Source organism: Klebsiella sp. BIGb0399, from assembly GCF_003752615.1.
In the GTDB taxonomy this organism is placed as follows: Bacteria; Pseudomonadota; Gammaproteobacteria; order Enterobacterales; family Enterobacteriaceae; genus Klebsiella; species Klebsiella lignicola.
Genome location: NZ_RKHT01000005.1, coordinates 1,060,966 through 1,081,156, shown reverse-complemented (window position 1 = coordinate 1,081,156; position 20,191 = coordinate 1,060,966). Strand labels below are relative to the sequence as shown.

General features: G+C 57.6%; 17 protein-coding genes. 5 read left to right on the top strand and 12 right to left on the bottom strand.

Features of this window, described 5'->3' with window-relative positions:
• Positions 1 to 60: 60 nt before the first annotated feature.
• Entirely contained in the window at positions 61 to 294 is a 234-nt protein-coding gene (gene yedF / locus EDF82_RS05515) for a sulfurtransferase-like selenium metabolism protein YedF (protein ID WP_123754568.1), read from the bottom strand.
• The gene (yedE, locus tag EDF82_RS05510) at positions 291 to 1,502 is read right to left on the bottom strand and encodes a selenium metabolism membrane protein YedE/FdhT (protein WP_123754567.1); all 1,212 of its coding nucleotides are present in this window, start codon (positions 1,500 to 1,502) and stop codon (positions 291 to 293) included. The genes yedF and yedE overlap by 4 nt, the downstream gene beginning before the upstream one ends.
• A 395-nt stretch (positions 1,503 to 1,897) precedes the next feature.
• Between yedE and EDF82_RS05505 the strand changes: the two genes are divergently transcribed.
• Positions 1,898 to 2,926: a CorA family divalent cation transporter gene (locus EDF82_RS05505; protein ID WP_123754566.1), complete on the top strand. Its 1,029-nt coding sequence runs from the start codon at positions 1,898 to 1,900 to the stop codon at positions 2,924 to 2,926.
• Positions 2,927 to 2,978: 52 nt separating this feature from the next.
• Here EDF82_RS05505 and EDF82_RS05500 read toward each other — a convergent pair whose 3' ends face one another.
• Positions 2,979 to 4,151: a MalY/PatB family protein gene (locus EDF82_RS05500; protein WP_123754565.1), complete on the bottom strand. Its 1,173-nt coding sequence runs from the start codon at positions 4,149 to 4,151 to the stop codon at positions 2,979 to 2,981.
• A 49-nt stretch (positions 4,152 to 4,200) separates the two neighbouring features.
• Positions 4,201 to 5,793, bottom strand: a complete 1,593-nt coding sequence (gene malX / locus EDF82_RS05495) for a maltose/glucose-specific PTS transporter subunit IIBC (protein WP_123754564.1) — start codon at positions 5,791 to 5,793, stop codon at positions 4,201 to 4,203.
• A gap of 176 nt (positions 5,794 to 5,969) precedes the next feature.
• Between malX and EDF82_RS05490 the strand changes: the two genes are divergently transcribed.
• Entirely contained in the window at positions 5,970 to 6,998 is a 1,029-nt protein-coding gene (locus tag EDF82_RS05490) for a Mal regulon transcriptional regulator MalI (protein ID WP_123755489.1), read from the top strand.
• Between the two features lie 26 nt (positions 6,999 to 7,024).
• Here the strand turns inward: EDF82_RS05490 and EDF82_RS05485 are convergent, their stop codons facing one another.
• Both EDF82_RS05485 and manA read right to left on the bottom strand, forming a co-directional pair.
• Positions 7,025 to 8,578, bottom strand: a complete 1,554-nt coding sequence (locus tag EDF82_RS05485) for a YdgA family protein (RefSeq protein WP_123754563.1) — start codon at positions 8,576 to 8,578, stop codon at positions 7,025 to 7,027.
• Positions 8,579 to 8,676: 98 nt separating this feature from the next.
• The gene (gene manA, locus EDF82_RS05480) at positions 8,677 to 9,855 is read right to left on the bottom strand and encodes a mannose-6-phosphate isomerase (RefSeq protein ID WP_123754562.1); all 1,179 of its coding nucleotides are present in this window, start codon (positions 9,853 to 9,855) and stop codon (positions 8,677 to 8,679) included.
• 196 nt (positions 9,856 to 10,051) lie between these two features.
• Here manA and fumA point away from each other — a divergent pair, with 196 nt between their 5' ends.
• Complete coding sequence (gene fumA / locus EDF82_RS05475) at positions 10,052 to 11,698, top strand: class I fumarate hydratase FumA (RefSeq protein ID WP_123754561.1); 1,647 nt, start codon at positions 10,052 to 10,054, stop codon at positions 11,696 to 11,698.
• 144 nt (positions 11,699 to 11,842) lie between these two features.
• Entirely contained in the window at positions 11,843 to 13,243 is a 1,401-nt protein-coding gene (fumC, locus tag EDF82_RS05470) for a class II fumarate hydratase (protein WP_123754560.1), read from the top strand.
• Here the strand turns inward: fumC and tus are convergent.
• The 3 genes from tus to rstA form a co-directional block, all read right to left on the bottom strand.
• Positions 13,233 to 14,165: a DNA replication terminus site-binding protein gene (tus, locus tag EDF82_RS05465; RefSeq protein ID WP_123754559.1), complete on the bottom strand. Its 933-nt coding sequence runs from the start codon at positions 14,163 to 14,165 to the stop codon at positions 13,233 to 13,235. The genes fumC and tus overlap by 11 nt on opposite strands.
• Positions 14,166 to 14,237: 72 nt before the next feature.
• A complete protein-coding gene (gene rstB / locus EDF82_RS05460; protein WP_123754558.1) occupies positions 14,238 to 15,539 on the bottom strand; it encodes a two-component system sensor histidine kinase RstB in 1,302 nt (433 codons plus the stop codon).
• 59 nt (positions 15,540 to 15,598) lie between these two features.
• The gene (gene rstA / locus EDF82_RS05455) at positions 15,599 to 16,315 is read right to left on the bottom strand and encodes a two-component system response regulator RstA (RefSeq protein ID WP_123754557.1); all 717 of its coding nucleotides are present in this window, start codon (positions 16,313 to 16,315) and stop codon (positions 15,599 to 15,601) included.
• Between the two features lie 173 nt (positions 16,316 to 16,488).
• Here rstA and EDF82_RS05450 point away from each other — a divergent pair, with 173 nt between their 5' ends.
• Positions 16,489 to 16,824 (top strand): GlpM family protein, encoded by a 336-nt coding sequence (locus EDF82_RS05450; RefSeq protein ID WP_123754556.1) that lies wholly within the window; start codon positions 16,489 to 16,491, stop codon positions 16,822 to 16,824.
• Here EDF82_RS05450 and folM read toward each other — a convergent pair.
• From folM to ydgH, 3 genes are all read right to left on the bottom strand, one after another.
• Entirely contained in the window at positions 16,821 to 17,546 is a 726-nt protein-coding gene (gene folM / locus EDF82_RS05445) for a dihydromonapterin reductase (RefSeq protein WP_123754555.1), read from the bottom strand. The genes EDF82_RS05450 and folM overlap by 4 nt on opposite strands.
• 36 nt (positions 17,547 to 17,582) lie before the next feature.
• Positions 17,583 to 18,965 (bottom strand): amino acid permease, encoded by a 1,383-nt coding sequence (locus EDF82_RS05440; RefSeq protein ID WP_123754554.1) that lies wholly within the window; start codon positions 18,963 to 18,965, stop codon positions 17,583 to 17,585.
• Between the two features lie 178 nt (positions 18,966 to 19,143).
• On the bottom strand, positions 19,144 to 20,094 hold the full coding sequence (ydgH, locus tag EDF82_RS05435) for a DUF1471 family protein YdgH (protein WP_123754553.1): 951 nt from the start codon (positions 20,092 to 20,094) through the stop codon (positions 19,144 to 19,146).
• Positions 20,095 to 20,191: the final 97 nt, after the last annotated feature.

The following is a 20,191-nucleotide window of genomic DNA, read 5'->3' as shown; positions in this document are numbered from 1 at the left end:
TGTGAGGCGGAGAGGGGCAGGCCGGTTGCGGACAGCGCCCGGCCCGGCCTGAGTCAGGGCTTATTTTTGGATCAAATAACGGATAGTTGGCCCGTCCTGCTGGATATCCAGAACCGTATAGCCGTAGTTCCGGGCATCCTGGGGAATGTTGTTGATCGACTGCGGGCAGTCGCTGACCACTTCCAGTATCTCTCCCTTTTTGAGCGAAGGCATCGCCTCAAGGGTTGCCACGGCCGGATAGGGGCAGGGTTCACCCACCATGTCGAGGCGGTAATCGGGCACGATATTTTTCATGCGGCATCCTTAGCGTTAACGGTAGCAAGCGACTTCTGGCGGAAAAAGTGTTTCTCCCAGGCGATGACCAGCATCAGGGCGATAAACAGCAGCAGGTAGGTGACCAGCAGGCCGCCGAACGGACCAAAGGTGGTCAGCAGGTTGACCTTATCCCAGTTTGTCGCCAGCGCAGGCGACAGGTCATCCCAGAAATAGGCCAGAATCGTTGAGCCAATCACGTTGCCCAGCCCCACCCACCAGTAGTGGACCTGGCCTTCAACGGCGCGATACATCCAGCCGGTTTCGCAACCGCCGGCCAACACGATGCCGAACCCAAACAGCAGGCCGCCGATAACCGCATTAGGGCCAGCCCACATGATTTTAGGCTCCATGCCCAACTGGACGTAGCTGAAAATCCCAATCGCACTGGCGGCCATTCCGAAGATGATCGCTTTCGCCATATAGGTGCGCCCGGTGATCCACATATCGCGGAACGCCGAGGTAAAGCAGATCTGCGCGCGCTCAATCAGCAAACCGAACCCGACGCCAAACAGCATCGCGAGGCCCAGCTTTGGCCGGTCGATGGCGGTCAGCAGGCCCCAGGCGATCATCGCGAAGAACACCAGCATTCCGGCGCGGAAACGGCGTCGCGCCTGGGCGGGTTTTTGCGTTAACGGTGACGCCGCGCTGACTTTCTGCATCCTGACCGGAATGCGGAAAATGGGCAGCAGGGTAAAGCGGGCGCCAAACCAGGTACCGATCGCCGTGGCGATGGCAAAAAACCAGGCGTGCAGGGAAAACTGAGGGATACCGGTAAAAAAGGCCGCGAGATTACAGCCCATCGCCAGGCGCGCGCCAAACCCGGCGATGATCCCGCCGGCCACCGCCTGAAAAATGCGGATGCGGCTGCGCGGCAGGCGCAGTTTGACGTTATTGGCCCATAGCGCGGCGGCAAAACAGCCGCCGAACATGCCGAGGATCATCATGCCGTCGATGCGGGTCAGCGGCGTGCCTTCAAGGTGGATCAGCTGGTAATAGCCCCACTGTTCGGTATGGACGCCGACAAGCTGCAGTAATTGCCCGCCCCAACGGGTAAATTCACCGGTAACGGCCCAGAACGTGCCGGTAATGCCGAAATAGTAGGTGGAGAGAATACCGGCGGCGATCACCGCGGGCGCTGGCGCCCAGAACTTCACCAGGTAGGCTTGTTTGAATTGTTGCCATGTCATAAAAGATGCCTCTGAACTCAGAAGGTAAATCACCCCGGACGGGGTTGAAGAACGGCGATCATACGCCGCTCAGGACGTTAAAACGCTCGACGGGATCAAGAGGAACGGTATCGGTGACGACGTCAGGTGGGCTAATGTGCCATCCGGTGCCTCTGAGATGTCAGTCAGGTGTCCGTTTTGTGAACAAATTATTACCCTTGCCTGGCTCTGAAAAATGGCGAAATATACCCGTCATCCTTCAAGCTGCCTCTGTGTTGGCTGCACTTAGCAACCCCAGTCACATCGCTATCTATGCTGCTGGGGATTTGTTCCTCTGCTGCCTGACGCATCTTGGATGATGGTGTGTACATGCTTTTATTCGCTCTGACAGTGCCAGATGAAATCCTGAGGGATATATGAGTCAAGATGTCGCCGGAAAGATGTTAAAACCCGATTTTGATCTGGAAGTCTCCGGACTGGTGCATGGGTTCCTGTTTCGTGAAGGCCAGGTTCCACAGCAAATCAACTCCCATGAGGTCTGCGCCCGATATCAGCAACTGGACGGCGAGAATGACTTTGTCTGGCTCCACCTGAACCTCAATCACGCCACCGCTGAGAAATGGCTGACCAGTCATTTTCCCGTTGACGACTTTTTCTTTGAAGAGATCCGCGACGGTTCCCATACCACGCGGATTGAACGTCAGGATGAGATCCTGTTTGCCGTGCTCAACGATGTCATTTTCCACCCCAAAGAGGCGACGGCGGAAACCTCAACCCTGTGGCTTTACTGCAGCCAGACGCTGGTGGTGACGGCCCGCTATAAACCGCTGCGTTTTATTGAATGGATGCTGCCGCGCCTGGCGACCTTAAAGGTGAACGCGTCAACCGGGCTGCTGGCGTTCTTGCTGGAAGAGCAGGAAGAGGTGCTGGAGCAGGTGGTCAGGCAGGCCAGTCGCCGCGTCGATGCTATTGAAGAGCGCCTGCTCAGCAACCATGTGCAGCGCAACCGGGCCGACCTCGCGCGCCTGCGGCGTATGCTGCTGCGCTTTCAGCGCCTGCTGGCACCTGAACCGGCGGCGATGTTCCGTCTGCTCAACCGCCCGCCGGCGTGGATCGATCGCGCCGTTGTGCAGGAGTTCCGCCAGTTCACCGAGGAGTTTACCGTGGTGCTGAACGATCTCTCCGGGCTGACCGAGCGGATCAGCCTGCTGCAGGAGGAGATCAGCGCCCGGCAGATGGAGCAAAGCAACCGCACGCTGTATACCCTGACGGTGATCACCGTGCTGGCGTTACCCATCAATATCGTGGCCGGTTTTTTTGGCATGAACGTCGGCGGAATACCGCTTTCGAGCAACCATCACGGCTTTATTCTGCTGGTGGTGATTGTCGGGGTGTTTACCCTCGGGGCCGGGTATCTGGCTTTCCGGCGGCGGGATGATTTATAGGGGACGGCAGGGAAAACAGCAGTCGCGCAGCCGAAACTGCGCGACAGGGCGACTACGATAACGCGCGCAGGGCGGCAATCAGCCCGTTAACGCCTTTCTCCAGCTTTTCGCGAGGGCAACCGGCGTTGAGACGGAGGAACCCGACACCCTCTTCGCCATAGGTATAGCCCGGCATAATGGCCACCTTTTGTTCCTCGATCAGCACTTTCTGCAGGGCGCGATCGTCGATACCCAGCGGGCGCAGATCGATCCACGCAAGATAGGTCGCCTGCGGCGGCTGCCAGTTTAGCTGCGGGAACGCCTGATTGAGCGCCCCGGCGATGTAGCGCATATTGTCCTGCAGGTAGGCCCGCAGCGCATCCAGCCACGGGGCTCCTTCCCGGTAGGCGGCAACATGGGCAACCAGCGCCGGCACCGACGGCGAGGATAATCCGTCGCGACTCTTCAGGGCGGTGAGATACTGCTCGCGGGCGCGGGGATCGTCGATCAGGCCGTAAGCGCCGGTTAAGGCCGGAATATTGAAGCTTTTGGAACCGGAGGTGAACAGCGCCCACGGGCCACGAGCTACGTCGCACCACGGCGTATGCCGGTGTTCGCCCCAGACCATATCCATATGGATCTCATCGCTGATCACCTTCACCCCGTGTTTTTCGCACAACTGCGACATCGTCTCAAGCTCTTCGCGCTGCCAGACTTTACCGGTGGGGTTATGCGGGCTGCATAGCAGCAGCACGGTGTTGCGCGGTTGCGCCAGCGTCTGTTCGAGCAGGGCCATATCGCACTGCCACTGATTATCCTGCAGCGTCAGCGGGACCGGCGCGACCTGACGCTGATTGCCCTCAATGGTTTTATAGAAGGCATCATAGGCGGGCGTGTGCACCACCACGCCATCGCCTGGGCTGGACCACTGGCGAATCATCTCCGCCACCATATAGATAACCGACGGGCCATATACGATGGCGTCGCGATCTATCGGGGAGTGAAAGCGGCTGGCGTACCAGTGGGTCACCGCGCCGAGAAACTCATCGTTTTTCCAGCGGCTATAGCCGAAGACGCCGTGAGCAAGGCGTTTGCTGACGGCGTCAAGAATGCAGGGAGCGGTGGCGAAATCCATATCGGAGATCGTAAAGGGGAGCAGGTCGGCTGCGCCGAAGCGGTCGGCAACGTAATCCCATTGCGTACACCAGGTACCGTGGCGGTCGACAGGCGTGGCAAAATCAAACATCTGAACTTCCTTAATCAACGCCCCCTCCAGACTCAGAGGGGGCTGGCATTTATGCCTGGACGGTATTCATCAGTACGGCCATTTCATCTTTCACCGACTGAACCTGCGGGCCAATGACGACCTGCAAATTATGCTGGTTTAGCTGCACAACGCCGATGGCGCGGTTGGCTTTCAGCGCTGCACTGTCCACTTTACTCATATCATGCACCGACAGGCGCAGACGGGTAATGCAGTTATCGAGAGAGACGATGTTATCTGCTCCGCCGAGGGCGGCCAGAATCGCCGGGACGTTGTAACCTGACTTGCCGGTCACGCCGGAGACGGCTTTCTCAAAGGCGGCATTGGTTTCGATATCGCGACCCGGCGTTTTGAGGTTAAAGCGGGTGATGGCGAAACGGAAGATGCCGTAATAGACCGCGAACCAGATGGCAGCCACTACCGGCACCAGATACCACTTGGTCGACAGGCCGTGCAGAATACCGAACACCACGAAGTCGATCACGTTACCGTCGGTATTGCCGATGGTGACGCCGAGCACCGCCATGATGGTGAAGCCGAGGCCGGTCAGCAGCGCGTGAATAACGTACAGCACCGGGGCCACGAACAGGAACAGGAACTCCAGCGGCTCGGTGGTTCCGCCGACCACGCAGGCAATGACCCCGGAAATCAGCAGACCTTTGATCTTATGACGATTCTCCGGACGGGCGCAGTGGTACATCGCCAGTGCCGCACCCGGCAGGCCGCCGAGGAAGGCCGGCATTTTACCTTGCGACAAGAAACGAGTCGCGCTTTCAGAGAAACCGTGGGTTTCCGGGCAGCTCAGCTGCGCCTGGAAGATAGTCAATGCGCCGCTGACGCTATGACCGCAGACGTCCATGGTGCCGCCCGCCTCGGTAAAGCGGATCAGCGCAACCAGAATATGGTGCAGGCCGAACGGCAGCAGCAAGCGTTCACCGGTACCGAAGATCATTGGGCCGAAGTCACCGGCGCTGTTAATCATATGGCCCAGGGCGTTGATCCCCATGGCAAACACCGGCCACACCAGCGGGATCGCCAGGCCAACCAGCCCCAGCACCACGGTGGTGATAATCGGCACAAAACGGGTGCCGCCAAAGAAGGCCAGCGCATCCGGCAGGCGGATATTATGAAAACGCTCGTGCAGCATCCAGACGACGATCCCGGCGATCACGGCGCCGAGGATCCCGGTGTCGATGGACTGAATACCGATAATATTCTGGATATTGTTGGCTTTCAGCACGGCGGCATCGGTGGTCGGCAGAATGCCTTTGGCGGTGAGCCAGAAGTTAACCGCCAGATTCATCACCGCGTAGCCGACAAAGCCGGCGAAGGCGGCGACGCCTTTATTTTCGCGTGCCAGGCCCAGCGGGATGGCGATACAGAACATCACCGGCAGGAAGCTAAAGGCGAAAGAGCCGACTTTGCTCATCCAGATAAACACCGCCTGCAGCAGGGGAATATCGAGCCACGGCAGCAGGGTGAGCACATCATGGCTGCTTAAGGAGCTGCCGATCCCCAGCATGATCCCGCAGAATGAAAGCAAGGCCACGGGCAACATAAACGTTTTTCCCAGCTGCTGGAAAAACTCCCACAAAGTAATTTTTGGTGTCGTTTTTGCCGTCATTAACACGAATCCTGTTTATTTTAAGTTATGGGTAAGGTGTAACGTGACGGAAAGATAAAACGTTTTATCATTTTTTAGTGCGATAAAAATCACATAATCAAGCGATGATAACGTTTATAAAGATAACCCATTGATAAAACGTTTTATCGACCGCCGAAGGGAGACGGTTGCAGAATATGGCTATCGCAAAAAAGATCACCATCAATGACGTCGCACTAGCCGCCGGGGTGTCGGTCAGCACGGTGTCGCTGGTTTTGACCGGCAAAGGCCGAATTTCATCGGCCACCGGCGAGCGCGTCAATCAGGCGATTGAACAACTCGGCTTCGTGCGTAACCGCCAGGCGTCCTCGCTGCGCGGCGGACAGAGTGGGGTGATTGGGTTGATCGTCAGCGACCTGTCAAAACCCTTCTACGCCGAACTGACCGCCGGGCTGACGGACGCCCTCGAGTCCGACGGGAAAATGGTGTTTCTGACCCAGGGCGGCCACCGTGGCGAGAAAATGCTGCAGCGCTTTGAAACTCTGATTTCGCAGGGGGTCGATGGGGTCATTATTGCCGGAGCGATCGATAAAGGCGGCGAACTACGCGATCGTGCGGCGCAGGTCGGGATGCCGCTGGTGTTCGCTTCTCGCGCCAGCTATCTCGATGATATCGACCTTATCCGCCCGGATAATATGCAGGCGGCGCAACTGGTGACCGAGCATCTGATTCGCCGCGGTCATCAGCGTATCGCCTGGCTAGGGGGGCAAAGCGCCTCACTGACCCGCGCGGAGCGGGTGGGCGGCTACTGCGCGACCCTGCTGAAGTACGGCCTGCCGTTTCATAGCGAATGGGTGGTGGAGTGCGACTCCAGCCAGAAACTGGCGGCGGAAGCCATGATTACCCTGCTGCGCCAGAATCCGACCCTGACCGCCGTCCTGTGTTACAACAGCGTGATTGCCACCGGAGCGTGGTTTGGTCTGATGCGTGCCGGACGGCAGAGCGGCGAGGACAGCGTCGAAAGCTATTTTGAACAGCGGGTGGCGCTGGCCGCCTTTGCTGAGGTGCCCGAAAGCGCGCTGGATGATGTGCCGTTAACCTGGGTGACAACCCCGGCAAGAGAGATGGGGCAAAGCCTGGCGGAGAGCATTCTTCGGCGGATTGATAACGGGCAACTCGGTACGCGAAATCAGATTATGCCCCCGCGACTGGTCACCCGAAAATAGCCCCTGAGCAGGGGCTATCCGGAGGATTACTGCTGCGGGACTGCCGGCGTCACCGGCGGCACAAGCTCTTGTGGCTGAGCGTCCTGCGGCGCGCCGCCAGGTGCTGTCGGCAGCGCATAGCCAAACATGCTGGCAAACTCATCCAGCGGCATCTTCTGGCCGTTCAGGGTAACCTGTCCGTCAGCGTACTGCAGGCTGGAGGTAATCGCGTTGTCTTCCATGGCGGTGATGCGGAACATCTGGCCCATTGCCGCCATCCCTTTCACCTGCTGGTCAGCCAGCTTCGCGGCGTCTGCCGGCTGATAGCCTTCAAGACCGGCAATCTGGGTCATAAAGGCGGTTGCCATATCGACCGGGATCACCAGTTTGCTATCGAGCGATTTCACGCTGCGGTCCACTTCATCCGCCAGGGTTTGCGGCTCGGTGGTGGTTTGCGCAGGATCTTTCAGCAGGATTGACATGTTAAAGGTGCTTTCGCCCTTGGCATTGCGCCAGCTCAGCGGGGCGATCGTCACGGAAGGGTTGCCTTTCAGCAGGATCGGCAGCGCCTTAAAGAAGGTCTCGGTCAGCGCCTGCTGGTACAGCTCCGGGTTCTGCGTCAGCTCAGGATTGGCCATCAGCGCCTGGGCTTCGGTGTTGTACTGCTGGCTGAACTGATGCCAGGCCTGGCCATCAAGGTTTGCCAGCTTCACGGTCAGTTTACCGCTGCCGATATCCTGGTTTTGCAGTTTCAGGCTGTTGAGGGTGTAATCCAGCTGGCTGTTGATCCCTTTGCCATCGTCGGTCAGTGAAGACTGGCCGTCAATGTTCATGCCTTCCAGCAGGGCCAGCTCTTTCCCTTCAACGCCGATCGACAGCTTTTCCAGCGCGATTTTTTGCTTACCGATGCGCTCGTTGAAGCTGGTCATTTCGGTTGCACCGTCGGCCTTCAGGTTGCTGAAGCTCAGCTGCACCTTCTGATTGTACTCATTCAGCGCGTTGATCTGGCCGCCGCTCGCGTCGCCGGTGAGGCTGACGGTTTTGCCTTCTGCATCGGCATTCAGCTGGAACTGACCGCCGCTGAAGGTGACTTTTTCATCGCCTTTGGCATAGTCCAGTGGTTTCAGCGTAATAGCCGAGCGGCTATCGCCGCTGTAGGCGATGCGGGTATCGATAATGAACGGGGTTTCGCCTTTGGCAATCTCAAACAACGCTTTGCTGGTGTCGTTATTCACCAGAGTGGTGTTAGCGGAGGCCATCGCGGGCGCCAGCTGACCGGATTTCAGCGCGGCCAGCGGGAAGGGACCGTGATCGACCACTTCATCAAAGACCAGGCTCTGCCCGGCGGCGAGCCAGCTGTGTTCTTTACCGGCAATCGGTTTCACCACCAGCTGCAGGCGGCTGCTGAACAGGCCGCGCTGATAGTTCTGCGAGGCGAGTTCAACGCCGGCTTCCGGGGCGCTGTTCTGAAGCTGTGCATTCGCCTGTTTCACGACTTCGGCGAGATGATTTTCCAGCTGTTTCCCTGTGTACCAGGCGCCACCTGTCCAGATAACACCCAGAGCCACGATAATTCCTGCTGCGACCAGCGTTTTCTTCATAGCATTTGTCCATAAATAAAACCAGGCGGGTCGGGCCGCCTGGTCATGTTGTCATGATGTGGGAAAGTCTAGCAAGCGCGGCTAAAAAGTTCAGTAACTTACTTGAGCTTATTGAAGACGCGCGCCACGCGGCCGCTGCCGCTGACCTCTACCGGCGACTCGTTGCAGGCAATAAATGCCGACTCGCCAGGTTTCAGGGTCAGGCGCTGGTCGCCTTTGCTCAACACCGCTTCGCCTTCCACACAGAAGACGATCGCCGCGCTCTCCTGCGCAAGAGGGGCCGCCTGCGCTGACAGGTCATGCAGGGAGAAGGCGAAATCATCAACCGGAATCGGGAAGTCCAGCTCTGTCGCCTGTTTGACCGGCTGAGTCAGTAGTTCACCCGCCGGCTTCGCCACGAATTGCACGTTGGCGACCAGTTCCGGAATATCGATATATTTCGGCGTCAGGCCTGCGCGCAGCACGTTATCGGAGTTAGCCATGACCTCCAGCGCCACCCCTTGCAGATACGCATGCGGGGTTTCGGCGAACAGGAACATTGCGTCACCGGGGTTCAGCTTGACAACATTGAGCAGTAAAGGAGAGAACAGGCCGCTGTCGTCCGGATAGAACTCGGCGATAAGCTTGATGGTCTGCCACGGTTCACCTTGCTGGCTGTCCAGCGCCGTTTGCAGGATACGCAGGGCCTGGGCTTTCTCTTCGCCCTGCATATTCAGCAGGCCGGCGAACAGCTGGCTTAAATGTTGCGCATCCGGATGGCTCAGGAACTCGCCAATGGCCGGGTGGGCGTTGGCTACCGGCTGGAGCAGGGCGGCAATCTCGGCAAACTCACGGAAGGCGTTCATCGCCAGGAACGGCGTCAGCGCAAAGACCAGCTCTGGCTTGTGGTTCGGATCTTTATAGTTACGTTCTGCGGCATCAAGTGGAATACCGGCGGCATTCTCTTTAGCAAAGCCAATCTCGGAGGCCTGCTTGTTCGGGTGGACCTGAATAGACAGCGGCTGGGCGGCGCACAGCACTTTAAACAGGAACGGCAGCTCGCCGAAACGCTGTGCGACCTTGTCACCGAGCAGCGCCGACTTGTCGCCGTCAATGACCTCACGCAGCGAGCGCGTGGTGCCGTTAGCATCGACAATTTTTGAGCTGCTCTTCGGATGCGCGCCCATCCACAGCTCCGCCATCGGCAGGTTGTCCGGATTCGCGATGCTGTACAGTTCGGTTAAGGCGGTATGACTTCCCCAGGCATAGTTCTGCACTGAGTTAATGAGCTTTTGCATTCTCAATCCCTGTTTCCACTTGATGATAATCGTTCTATTAAACCAGTAAACTGCTGATAAGCAACTGCTGAAAGAAAAAGTCGTCCTTGTCTCAGTTTTTGTTAAAAATTTGTGTAAAATTGATCGACTCGCTTTTCTACAGGCAAATGGAGTGTCTGCCTGAAATATAATCAGCCAAGCAGTAAGTGAGAGCACAATGTCGAATAAACCGTTTGTTTATCAGGATCCTTTTCCCCTCAAAAAGGATGACACCGAGTATTATCTCCTCAGTCGTGATTACGTCTCTGTCGCCGAGTTCGCCGGCCAGGAAATCCTCAAGGTAGAACCCCAGGCACTGACCCTTCTGGCACAACACGCCTTCCACGACGCCTCCTTTATGTTACGCCCGGCGCATCAGCAGCAGGTTGCTGATATCCTTAGCGACCCGGAAGCCAGCGAAAACGACAAATACGTCGCCCTGCAGTTCCTGCGCAACTCCGATATCGCGGCTAAAGGTATTTTACCGACCTGCCAGGATACCGGGACGGCGATCATCACCGGCAAAAAAGGTCAGCGCGTGTGGACCGGCGGCAGTGACGAAGCGGCGCTGGCGCAGGGGGTCTATAACACCTATATCCAGGATAACCTGCGCTATTCGCAGAATGCCCCGCTGGATATGTATAACGAGGTCAATACCGGCACCAACCTGCCGGCGCAGATCGACCTCTACGCCACCGATGGCGACGAGTACAAATTCCTGTGCATCGCCAAAGGCGGCGGCTCTGCCAACAAGACCTATCTGTACCAGGAAACCAAAGCGCTGATCACCCCGGCGAAGCTGAAAAACTACCTGGTTGAGAAGATGCGCACCCTCGGTACTGCGGCCTGCCCGCCGTACCATATCGCCTTCGTGATTGGCGGGACCTCGGCGGAATCGACTCTGAAAACCGTCAAGCTGGCCTCGACCCACTATTACGACGGCCTGCCGACCGAAGGGAATGAGCACGGTCAGGCCTTCCGCGACGTGCAGCTGGAGCAGGAGCTGCTGCTGGAAGCGCAGAACCTCGGCCTCGGCGCGCAGTTTGGTGGCAAATACTTTGCTCACGATATCCGCGTGGTGCGTCTGCCGCGCCACGGCGCCTCCTGCCCGGTGGGGATGGGGGTATCGTGCTCTGCGGACCGCAATATCAAAGGCAAGATCAACCGCGATGGTATCTGGCTGGAAAAACTGGAAAGCAATCCTGGGAAGTATATCCCGGAAGCGCTGCGCCAGGCCGGTGAAGGCGAAGCGGTGAAGGTCAACCTCAACCAGCCGATGAGCGAAATCCTGGCGCTGCTGTCGCAGTACCCGGTCTCGACGCGACTCTCCCTGAGCGGCACCATCATCGTGGCGCGCGATATTGCCCACGCCAAGCTGAAAGAGCTGCTGGATAACGGCGAAACGCTGCCGCAGTACGTGAAAGACCACCCGATCTACTACGCCGGTCCGGCTAAAACACCGGACGGGTATGCTTCCGGGTCGCTCGGTCCGACCACGGCAGGGCGAATGGACTCCTACGTCGACCTGCTGCAGTCTCACGGCGCCAGTAAAATCATGCTGGCGAAAGGCAACCGCAGCAAGCAGGTGACCGATGCCTGCCATCAGCATGGCGGTTTCTACCTCGGCAGTATCGGTGGCCCGGCGGCGGTGCTGGCGCAGCAGAGCATTCGCAGCCTGGAGTGCGTGGCTTATCCGGAGCTGGGAATGGAAGCTATCTGGAAAATCGAAGTGGAAGACTTCCCGGCGTTCATCCTGGTGGATGACAAAGGTAACGACTTCTTCCAGCAGATTCAGACCTCGCAATGCACACGCTGTGTGAAATAATCCTGGCCGCCCTTCGGGGCGGTTTTTTTATGTCGCTTAGCGGCACGAACCACCAATCCATAATTAAAAATCTGACCAATACTGTAGGTTTTAAAGCAGGTGAGCCTTGTCACAATGACTGACTTTGTATTCAAGGAGAAAGTAATGACAACGCATCGCAGTGAAAAAGACTCTATGGGCGCGATTGACGTGCCTGACGACAAACTCTGGGGCGCGCAGACCCAACGTTCGCTGGAACATTTCCGCATCTCGACGGAAAAAATGCCGGGCGAACTGATCTTTGCGCTGGCGCTGACCAAACGGGCGGCGGCGCGGGTTAACCAGGATCTGGGCCTGCTGGGGGCGGAAAAGGCGGAAGCTATCATGAGCGCCGCCGATGAAGTGCTGGCGGGGCGCCATCCGGATGAATTTCCGTTGGCTATCTGGCAGACCGGCTCCGGTACCCAGAGCAACATGAACATGAATGAGGTGCTGGCAAACCGCGCCAGCGAACTGCTGGGCGGCGTGCGGGGGATGGAGCGTAAAGTGCATCCAAACGATGACGTGAATAAGAGCCAAAGCTCCAACGACGTTTTCCCGACCGCGATGCACGTAGCGGCAATTATCGCTCTGCGTGAAAAGCTTATTCCTCAGCTACGGACGCTGACCCAGACCCTCAACGATAAATCCACCGCGTTCAACGACATCGTCAAAATCGGCCGCACCCATCTGCAGGACGCCACGCCGCTGACGCTCGGACAGGAGTTCTCCGGCTGGGTGGCGATGCTGGAACATAATCTCCGTCATCTGGAGCTGAGCCTGCCGCACCTCAGCGAGCTGGCGCTGGGAGGCACGGCGGTGGGGACCGGGCTGAACACTCATCCGGAATATGCCGTTCGCGTTGCCGCAGAACTGGCGGCCCTCAGCGGCCAGCCGTTTGTGACCGCGCCGAACAAGTTTGAAGCCCTCGCCACCTGCGATGCGCTGGTGCACGCCCACGGCGCGTTGAAAGGGCTGGCGGCCTCGTTGATGAAAATCGCCAACGATGTGCGCTGGCTGGCCTCCGGCCCGCGCTGCGGCATCGGTGAGATTGCGATTCCGGAAAATGAGCCCGGCTCGTCGATTATGCCCGGCAAGGTCAACCCGACGCAGTGTGAAGCGCTGACGATGCTCTGCTGTCAGGTGCTGGGGAACGATGTGGCGGTGAATATTGGCGGGGCTTCCGGTAACTTCGAGCTGAACGTCTATCGCCCGATGGTTATCCATAATTTCCTGCAGTCGGTCAGGCTGCTGGCTGACGGCATGGAGAGCTTCAACGAACACTGTGCCGTCGGGATTGAACCCAACCGGGAGCGCATCAACCAGCTGCTCAACGAGTCCCTGATGCTGGTGACCGCGCTGAATACCCATATCGGCTACGACAAAGCGGCTGAAATCGCGAAAAAGGCCCATAAAGAGGGGCTCACGCTGAAGGCCGCCGCGCTGGCGCTGGGCTACCTGACGGAAGCTGAATTCGACAGCTGGGTGCGCCCGCAGGATATGGTCGGCAGCATGGCTACTCGTTAGCCAACCACAGGTGCAGTCGTGGGATCAGTAATTTCAGCGACTGTGCCTGGGGTTTATAACGGTATTGCACATTGTCACTGTCATAATTCAGCAGTTCTCCGAGATCCGGGACGCTCACCCCGCGCGTGCCGGATATCAACGCAATCAGCGGGCCAGGGCAGGCGTGCTGCACCTGTTTTTGCGCATCCGCGTACCACACCCGGGCAATGGGCTGCACTTTCACCGGCCGTTTAATCTTGAGTTTCGCCCGCAGCGGCAGGGCGGCGATATCCTGATACTCCCGCTCCAGCTTGCTTTGCCACTGCTCGCGCGTCCATGGCGGAACCGCCCGCGGTGATTGCAGGCTTTTTTCCAGCTGCATCAGTACGTCGTCGCGGGTGAGATTTTTAATCACGTGTTTATTGGCCCAACCAAATCGAATGGTGCTGGGATCGTTTAAAACCGTCAGGGTGCGGTAGGCGCTGAGGGTGATGAGCCCCGGCAGATGGCGGTGAACCCACTCAAAGCGGGCGGTGGCCGGCAGGCCGGATTCAACGGTGACGATCTTTTCGAACGTTGCTTTCAGGGCGTTGATACGGACGATACTTTGTTGCAGCACCGTCTGTTGCTCACCATCAACCTGCAGGCAGATTGCGCCGGGCAGGCGCACCGCGGCCTTGCTGCTCCGACGTTCCGATTGCTGCTGAATAAACAGATGGCTGTAATGGCGCAGGCTCATCTCGAGGGCGGTTTGGCCGAGGTGCTGAACCACCTGGATCGTCTCCAGCGGCAGGTGTTCCGTCTCTTTGCTGACGGCGGGTAGCTCAAAGACCCGGGCGGCCAGAAGACGGCAGTCGCGCAGGCGCTGCTGGAGCTGTTGTAGTTCGCGTTCCAGTTGGCGAAAGGTGTCACTCAGACGTTCAACGAGGTCATAGTCAGCCATTACATTCACCTTAGTTACAACATACTATTTGATTTATAACTATAGCAGGCCGCGGCTTCGGTGCAAGAACCGTCAGGCAGCGCTTAAATCGGGCAACTGGTGGTAGATGGGCCAGCTAAAACTAAAACGGGCGCCGCCGAGCGAACTGGCGTCGCAGCTGACGTCGCCGGACATCGCCTGGGCGATACTGTGCACGATCGCCAGTCCCAGCCCGCAGCCGCCGGTGGCGCGATCGCGGCTTGGGTCGAGACGTACAAACGGCTCAAACACCCGCTCACGCTCTTCGGGCGCGATACCCGGCCCGTCATCTTCCACCTGCAGCGTCGCCCGGGAGCCCTGCAGCGTCAGGCTTACCTGAATACGCTGACTGCTGTAGCGCAGGGCGTTGTTCACCAGGTTATCCAGCACGCGCGCCATCAGGCGCATATCCAGCGCGCCGTAGCTGCCGGCGACGATATTATGCAGCGTCACGTCGCGCTGCGGGTTGACCAACTGGATCTCATCGATGTGGGTTTCGATCCACTCCGGGAAATCAGGCGTAGTCAGGTTCAGCTCATTTTGCGGTCGGTCCAGCCGGGCGTAGGTCAGCAGCTCTTCAATTAACGCTTCCAGCTGACCGATATCACGGTTCAGCGCCTGCGATTCCGCCTCGGTCAGGTTTTCACTCATCTCCAGGCGATAGCGCAGGCGTACCAGCGGGGTGCGTAACTCATGCGCAATCCCGTCAATCAGCTGTTTCTTACTGGCGATCAGCGCATTGATGTTGTCAGCCATCTGATTAAAGGCCACCCCCAGCCGCTCGAAGCTGGACATGCTGTCGAAATGAATGCGTTCGGTAAAATGCCCTTCACCGAAACGCTGGGCGGCGGTCTCGAGGCGCAACATATCCTGCCAGTGGGGGCGCATCCAGATAAACACCGGAAAGGCCAGGGAGATAGCGATGAAAGCCATCAACGCCACATCCAGCAGGCGCATTTCATGCAGAAAATAGAGATAAGGCACCGGGCCCACCGATAAAACATAGTGGCTGCGTGGGATCCGCTGGATAAAGGTGTATTCGTCATCAAGGGCGACAATATCGCCGGCGCGCAGGTGTTGCATCGAGTTTTCTGAGAGCTTAAATTTGCTCAGCGGTTCGATATGCAGGTCAAATGACAGATTAAGGTCCAGCTCTTTCAGCGTTTTGCTCCAGTCCCGCGGCGGGATCTCCCGCAGTTCGCTACGCATTAAATACAGCGAACTTTTCATCAGGTCATCCAGCGACTGTCGGCCAGCGCGTTCGGCGGTGAATTTATACACCAGCCCCACGAGCATCGTCATCACCAGGAAGCAGACGAACAGCAGAAGGTAGAACTGCACAAACAGCTTTTTCATAAAATCTCACCGCAATAGTCACGCTGAACGCTACTGTGTTGATGTTAGTGGCTGAGCCGTCAGTTATCCCAGGCGTGCGGGGCGAACAGATAGCCTTTATTGCGCACCGTCTTGATGCGATAGGGTTCCGTTGCGCTATCGAGCAGTTTCTTACGCAGGCGAGAAATCGCCACATCGACGCTGCGGTCCATTCCGTCGTAGCTCACGCCGCGCAGGTTTTTCAGCAGGGCATCGCGATCCATAATCTGCCCGGCGTGGGTTGCCAGCTCCCACAGCAGCTCAAAATCGGCGGTGGACAGGGCGACGCTCTCGCCGCCGAGGAGCACCTGGCGATTGACCGGGTCGATCAGCAGCGAGCCGAAGGTGATGGTTTTATGTTGGGTGAGCGCCGTCGGGGTAGCGTTCACCGCCACGCTGACGTGCTGGCGCAAATGCAGGCGCAGACGGGCCAGCAGCACGGCAGGCGGCGTGGTTTTCAGAATATAATCACTGGCGCCCATTTCCAGGGACAAGATATGGTTCATATCGCTGTCGAGCGAGGTGAGCAGCACAATTGGCCCCTGCCACTGACCGCGGAGATCGCGGCACAGCGTCATGCCATCTTTGCCGGGCAGCATGATGTCCAGCAACACCAGGTCGGGTTTTTCCGCGGCGATGACCGCTTCCGCCCGGTCGCCGCGTGGTTCCACAACCACGTCCATATCGTGCTTTCCGAGATAGGCCGCAATCAGCGCGCCCACTTCCGGATCATCCTCAACAAAAACGATCTTATTCATATAATTGGTATTCAAGAAAAAGAATTAACATACACCGGCACTACAGTACCCGCCATTACTCTTTTATAAAAATGGATGTCACCCTGCAGGCCTATTGTCGCGAAGGATATTGTGTATCTGTCTACTTCCGCTATGCTGCTTCATCTTGTTGTTAAAAGGTTAAGGTTTTGGGTATGGCGTTGTTGATAAAAGCGTTGCTAGGGGCGCTGGTGGTGGTTTTGATTGGGGTGCTGTCTAAAACCAAAAACTATTATATTGCCGGGTTAATTCCGCTGTTTCCGACCTTTGCTCTGATCGCGCATTATATTGTGGCCAGCGAGCGCGGTATTGAAGCACTGCGCACGACCATTGTTTTTGGCATGTGGTCGATTATTCCCTATTTCATTTATTTGCTGTCGCTGTGGTACTTCACCGCAATGATGCGCCTGCCTTACGCGCTGGCGGGCGCTGTGGGATGCTGGAGCCTGTGCGCCTGGCTCCTGATTCTCGGCTGGAGCCGGTTCCACTAACGCAGGTGTCTGCCGCCATCCACGGCGAAAGAACGCCCGGTCACGAAATGACTGGCAAACAGGTATTCGAGCAGGTCGATAATTTCCTGCTCGCCCGCCACGCTTTTCATCAGTGATTTATCCAGCGCCTGCCGACGATATTCGGCATCATCGCCTTCATTAAACATGATCAGCGACGGGGCGACCGCATTGACTTTGATTTCCGGCGCCAGCTTGCGGGCAAAGGAGCGGGTCATGTTATCCAGCGCGGCCTTGCTGGCGGCATAGGCGATATGTTTATCGCTGCCGCGTTCCACTACATAGTCCGTGATATGAATAATATCGCTGGCGGCATGGCCGTGACCGCGGAGCAGGCCTTCCAGCGCATGGTTCAGGAGATAGGGGACATGGACGTGGATCTGCATCATGCTGGACAGTACGGTGCTCAACGGGACGCCCGGCTTTTCCGCCATCCAGTCGCTGGCATTATGGACAATGGCGCGCAGGCCGTTGCCGGCATGCTGCTTCACCGCTTCGGCGAAGGTCATAATCGCGTCGTCGCTGTTGAAATCGGCGGCGAGGCAAATGGCCCCGGCATCGCGCAGCGCGTCAATGGCTGGATAGTGGGTGCGATAACTGATGATAACCGGCTGCTGTTGACTCAGAAAATGGTGCGCCAGTGCGAGGCCAATACGGCGGCCCCCTCCGGTAATTAATATCGGGCGAGGCTGTCGGGTATCCATGGGTATCTCCATTGAGTTAAGCGGCAGGGCAACCGCTTACCCCACCAGCATCCACGTTGCCGGTACGGCGGCAACCAGTAAAAAAGCAATTAAGGCTAATTCACGGCGTTTAAGCATGCGATCGTGCTGGTGCGTACGGCGCGCGTACAGGAAAACCAGAAGACCCGGAGCGTAAAGTATCACTGACAATAATAAATGCACAGGGCCGGATGCATATAATAACCATAAGCCATAAATGCAGGCGCCGACACCCACCACCTTATGTACCGGGCGTACGGCAATCTTCAGCAGGAAGGCGCCAACCAGGAAATAGGGGACCAGAATCATCTCGGAGGCGATGGTCAGCAGCGTATTGTAATCTGACTTAGTCAGCCAGATCAGCACCAGCGACAACTGGACGCTGATATTGGTCAGCCACAGGGATGACGACGGGGCATTATTTTTGTTCTGCCGGGCAAACATCCGCGGAAACGCTTTATGCGTGGCGGCCAGCCACGGGACTTCTGCGGCCATAATGGTCCAGCTCAGGTAGGCGCCGCAGACGGAAACAATCAGCCCGGCAGCAATCACCACTTCGCCCCAGGAGCCCATCATTTTCACCATCAGTCCGGCCATCGACGGGTTGCGCATTTCGGCCAGTTCAGGTCGGGCGACCACGCCCAGCGACAGCAGCGTGACCAACAGGTATACCGCCAGCGCGGAGAGCACCGCCAGCAGCGTAGCCCGGCCGACATCCTGCTTGTTGCGGGCTCGGGCGGAAACCACCACCGCGCCCTCGACGCCGATAAACACCCACAGGGTGATGAGCATGGTGTTTTTGACCTGCTCCCAGACCGGTACGCCAAGCGCCACGCCGCTGAAATCAAGCTTAAAGGTCTCGAGGCGAAAAGCCATGATAGCCAGAACGACAAAAGCACCGAGCGGGATCAGTTTGGCAAGCGTGGCAATCAGGTTAATTCCCGCCGCGGTTTGTACGCCGCGCAGCACCAGGAAGTGCACCACCCACAGCAGCAGCGAAGCGCCGACGATCGCCTGCCAGGTATTGCCGTTACCAAAAATGATGTGGTCAGGGGTATCGGTGAAGAAGCTGAGCGCGGCAAAGACAATCACCAGATAAGAGACGTTGGCGATCACCGCACACAGCCAGTATCCCCACGCGGAACAGAAACCGATCAGTTCACCAAAACCTTCGCGGGCATAGGTGAAAATACCGCCGTCCAGCTCGGGGCGAATGCGGGTCAGCAGCAGCATCGCGAAGGCGAGGAATAAAATGCCCACGCCGGTAATCGCCCAGCCGATGAGCAGGGCCGAGGGGCTGGCGACGGCCGCCATATTTTGCGGCAGGCTGAACACGCCAGCGCCCAGCATGGAGCTCAGTACCAGGGCAGTCAAGGCGCTGAGGCCCAGTTTCTTTTCCATTGTATTCCCGAGGTGACAGCAGTGAATCAAGAATATTTATTTGGCGAAATCGCATAAAAATGGAGGATTGCGCTAAGGCGCGGGATTTTACGGAGTGTCTTGTGCGCATGCAATGGTGACGGGTGAAAAAAAACAAAAAGGCGGCAGGATGCCGCCTTTTTAGCCAGAACAGATGCGATTACTTATACAGATCTGCGCTGATGGTGATGTTGCCACCACGTTCCTGCCACTGGCGGGTGATGTGGTAGTACTTAGCACCTTTCTTCGCGGCACGTTTCGCGGTCTGGTAGGAAATTTCGGTCATGTTGCCGTAGTTCCCGGTGAACTTAATGCTGTCGAATGGCGCCATCTGCGCCGCGGTGATCTTGTTCACTTCCTCGACTTTAGTACCGTCCGGCAGGGTGACAGTGTAACGTCCGCCTTTTGACGACTGGGTTTCGAAGAAGCGACCGACACCGGTACCCGCACCGACCGCTGCGGTGGTAGCAACGCCCGGGATCTCAACGTTTTTCGCAGCGCTACCGCCTTCAGCCAGCGCTGCACGCCCGGCTTCAGAATCTGCCGGAATAGCATCCGGGCTCTGCAGCACGCGTTTTTTGGCGTCGGCTTTATAGATATAGGCGGTGATACGCTGGTTGCCGCCCTGGTTGGCATCAACCTGACGGACGATAAAGAAGGATGCTGCACCCTTGGCTTTTGCCGCTTTGGTGATCGCATCATTCACTTCTGGCTGGCTGCGATAGAAGCCCTGCACGGTGACGGTATCGAAAGGTTCCAGCTCAACCGCCTGGTCTTTCGGCAGCTCCATCACGCCGTTGATAACGCGGTTTTTAGGCGCATCGGCCTGCGGGGCGTTGTCTTTGTAGAAATCGGCCGTGACGCGCCAGTTACCGCTGTTGCCATAATCAGAAGTGTCGACAACATAAAACGAGGCCGCGCCTTCTTTGTCCGCTTTGCGGGACATTGCTTTCACTGCATCGCCAATCGCCGTAAAACGACCTGTGATCACCACCCGATCGTAGGGTTTTAACGCCGCTGCCTGCTCCGGAGTCAGCTCGGTCGCTGCATGGGCTGACAATGCCGTCGTAGCCAGAAGAGCAGACGCCAGGAGTGAGTTCTTAAGCTTCATAAAAATAATCCTTTGCCTTGCGCAAACCATGTATTGGTATTGTTGTTGACTGATAACGCTCGATTATTGCATTTAAAAGGAGCGACTGTCTGCGTCA

Excerpts from the sequence above, each read along its gene's own strand:
- yedF (WP_123754568.1), bottom strand. The coding sequence starts at position 294 with ATGAAAAATATCGTGCCCGATTACCGCCTCGACATGGTGGGTGAACCC.
- yedE (WP_123754567.1), bottom strand. The coding sequence starts at position 1,502 with ATGACATGGCAACAATTCAAACAAGCCTACCTGGTGAAGTTCTGGGCG.
- EDF82_RS05505 (WP_123754566.1), top strand. The coding sequence starts at position 1,898 with ATGAGTCAAGATGTCGCCGGAAAGATGTTAAAACCCGATTTTGATCTG.
- EDF82_RS05500 (WP_123754565.1), bottom strand. The coding sequence starts at position 4,151 with ATGTTTGATTTTGCCACGCCTGTCGACCGCCACGGTACCTGGTGTACG.
- malX (WP_123754564.1), bottom strand. The coding sequence starts at position 5,793 with ATGACGGCAAAAACGACACCAAAAATTACTTTGTGGGAGTTTTTCCAG.
- EDF82_RS05490 (WP_123755489.1), top strand. The coding sequence starts at position 5,970 with ATGGCTATCGCAAAAAAGATCACCATCAATGACGTCGCACTAGCCGCC.
- EDF82_RS05485 (WP_123754563.1), bottom strand. The coding sequence starts at position 8,578 with ATGAAGAAAACGCTGGTCGCAGCAGGAATTATCGTGGCTCTGGGTGTT.
- manA (WP_123754562.1), bottom strand. The coding sequence starts at position 9,855 with ATGCAAAAGCTCATTAACTCAGTGCAGAACTATGCCTGGGGAAGTCAT.
- fumA (WP_123754561.1), top strand. The coding sequence starts at position 10,052 with ATGTCGAATAAACCGTTTGTTTATCAGGATCCTTTTCCCCTCAAAAAG.
- fumC (WP_123754560.1), top strand. The coding sequence starts at position 11,843 with ATGACAACGCATCGCAGTGAAAAAGACTCTATGGGCGCGATTGACGTG.
- tus (WP_123754559.1), bottom strand. The coding sequence starts at position 14,165 with ATGGCTGACTATGACCTCGTTGAACGTCTGAGTGACACCTTTCGCCAA.
- rstB (WP_123754558.1), bottom strand. The coding sequence starts at position 15,539 with ATGAAAAAGCTGTTTGTGCAGTTCTACCTTCTGCTGTTCGTCTGCTTC.
- rstA (WP_123754557.1), bottom strand. The coding sequence starts at position 16,315 with ATGAATAAGATCGTTTTTGTTGAGGATGATCCGGAAGTGGGCGCGCTG.
- EDF82_RS05450 (WP_123754556.1), top strand. The coding sequence starts at position 16,489 with ATGGCGTTGTTGATAAAAGCGTTGCTAGGGGCGCTGGTGGTGGTTTTG.
- folM (WP_123754555.1), bottom strand. The coding sequence starts at position 17,546 with ATGGATACCCGACAGCCTCGCCCGATATTAATTACCGGAGGGGGCCGC.
- EDF82_RS05440 (WP_123754554.1), bottom strand. The coding sequence starts at position 18,965 with ATGGAAAAGAAACTGGGCCTCAGCGCCTTGACTGCCCTGGTACTGAGC.
- ydgH (WP_123754553.1), bottom strand. The coding sequence starts at position 20,094 with ATGAAGCTTAAGAACTCACTCCTGGCGTCTGCTCTTCTGGCTACGACG.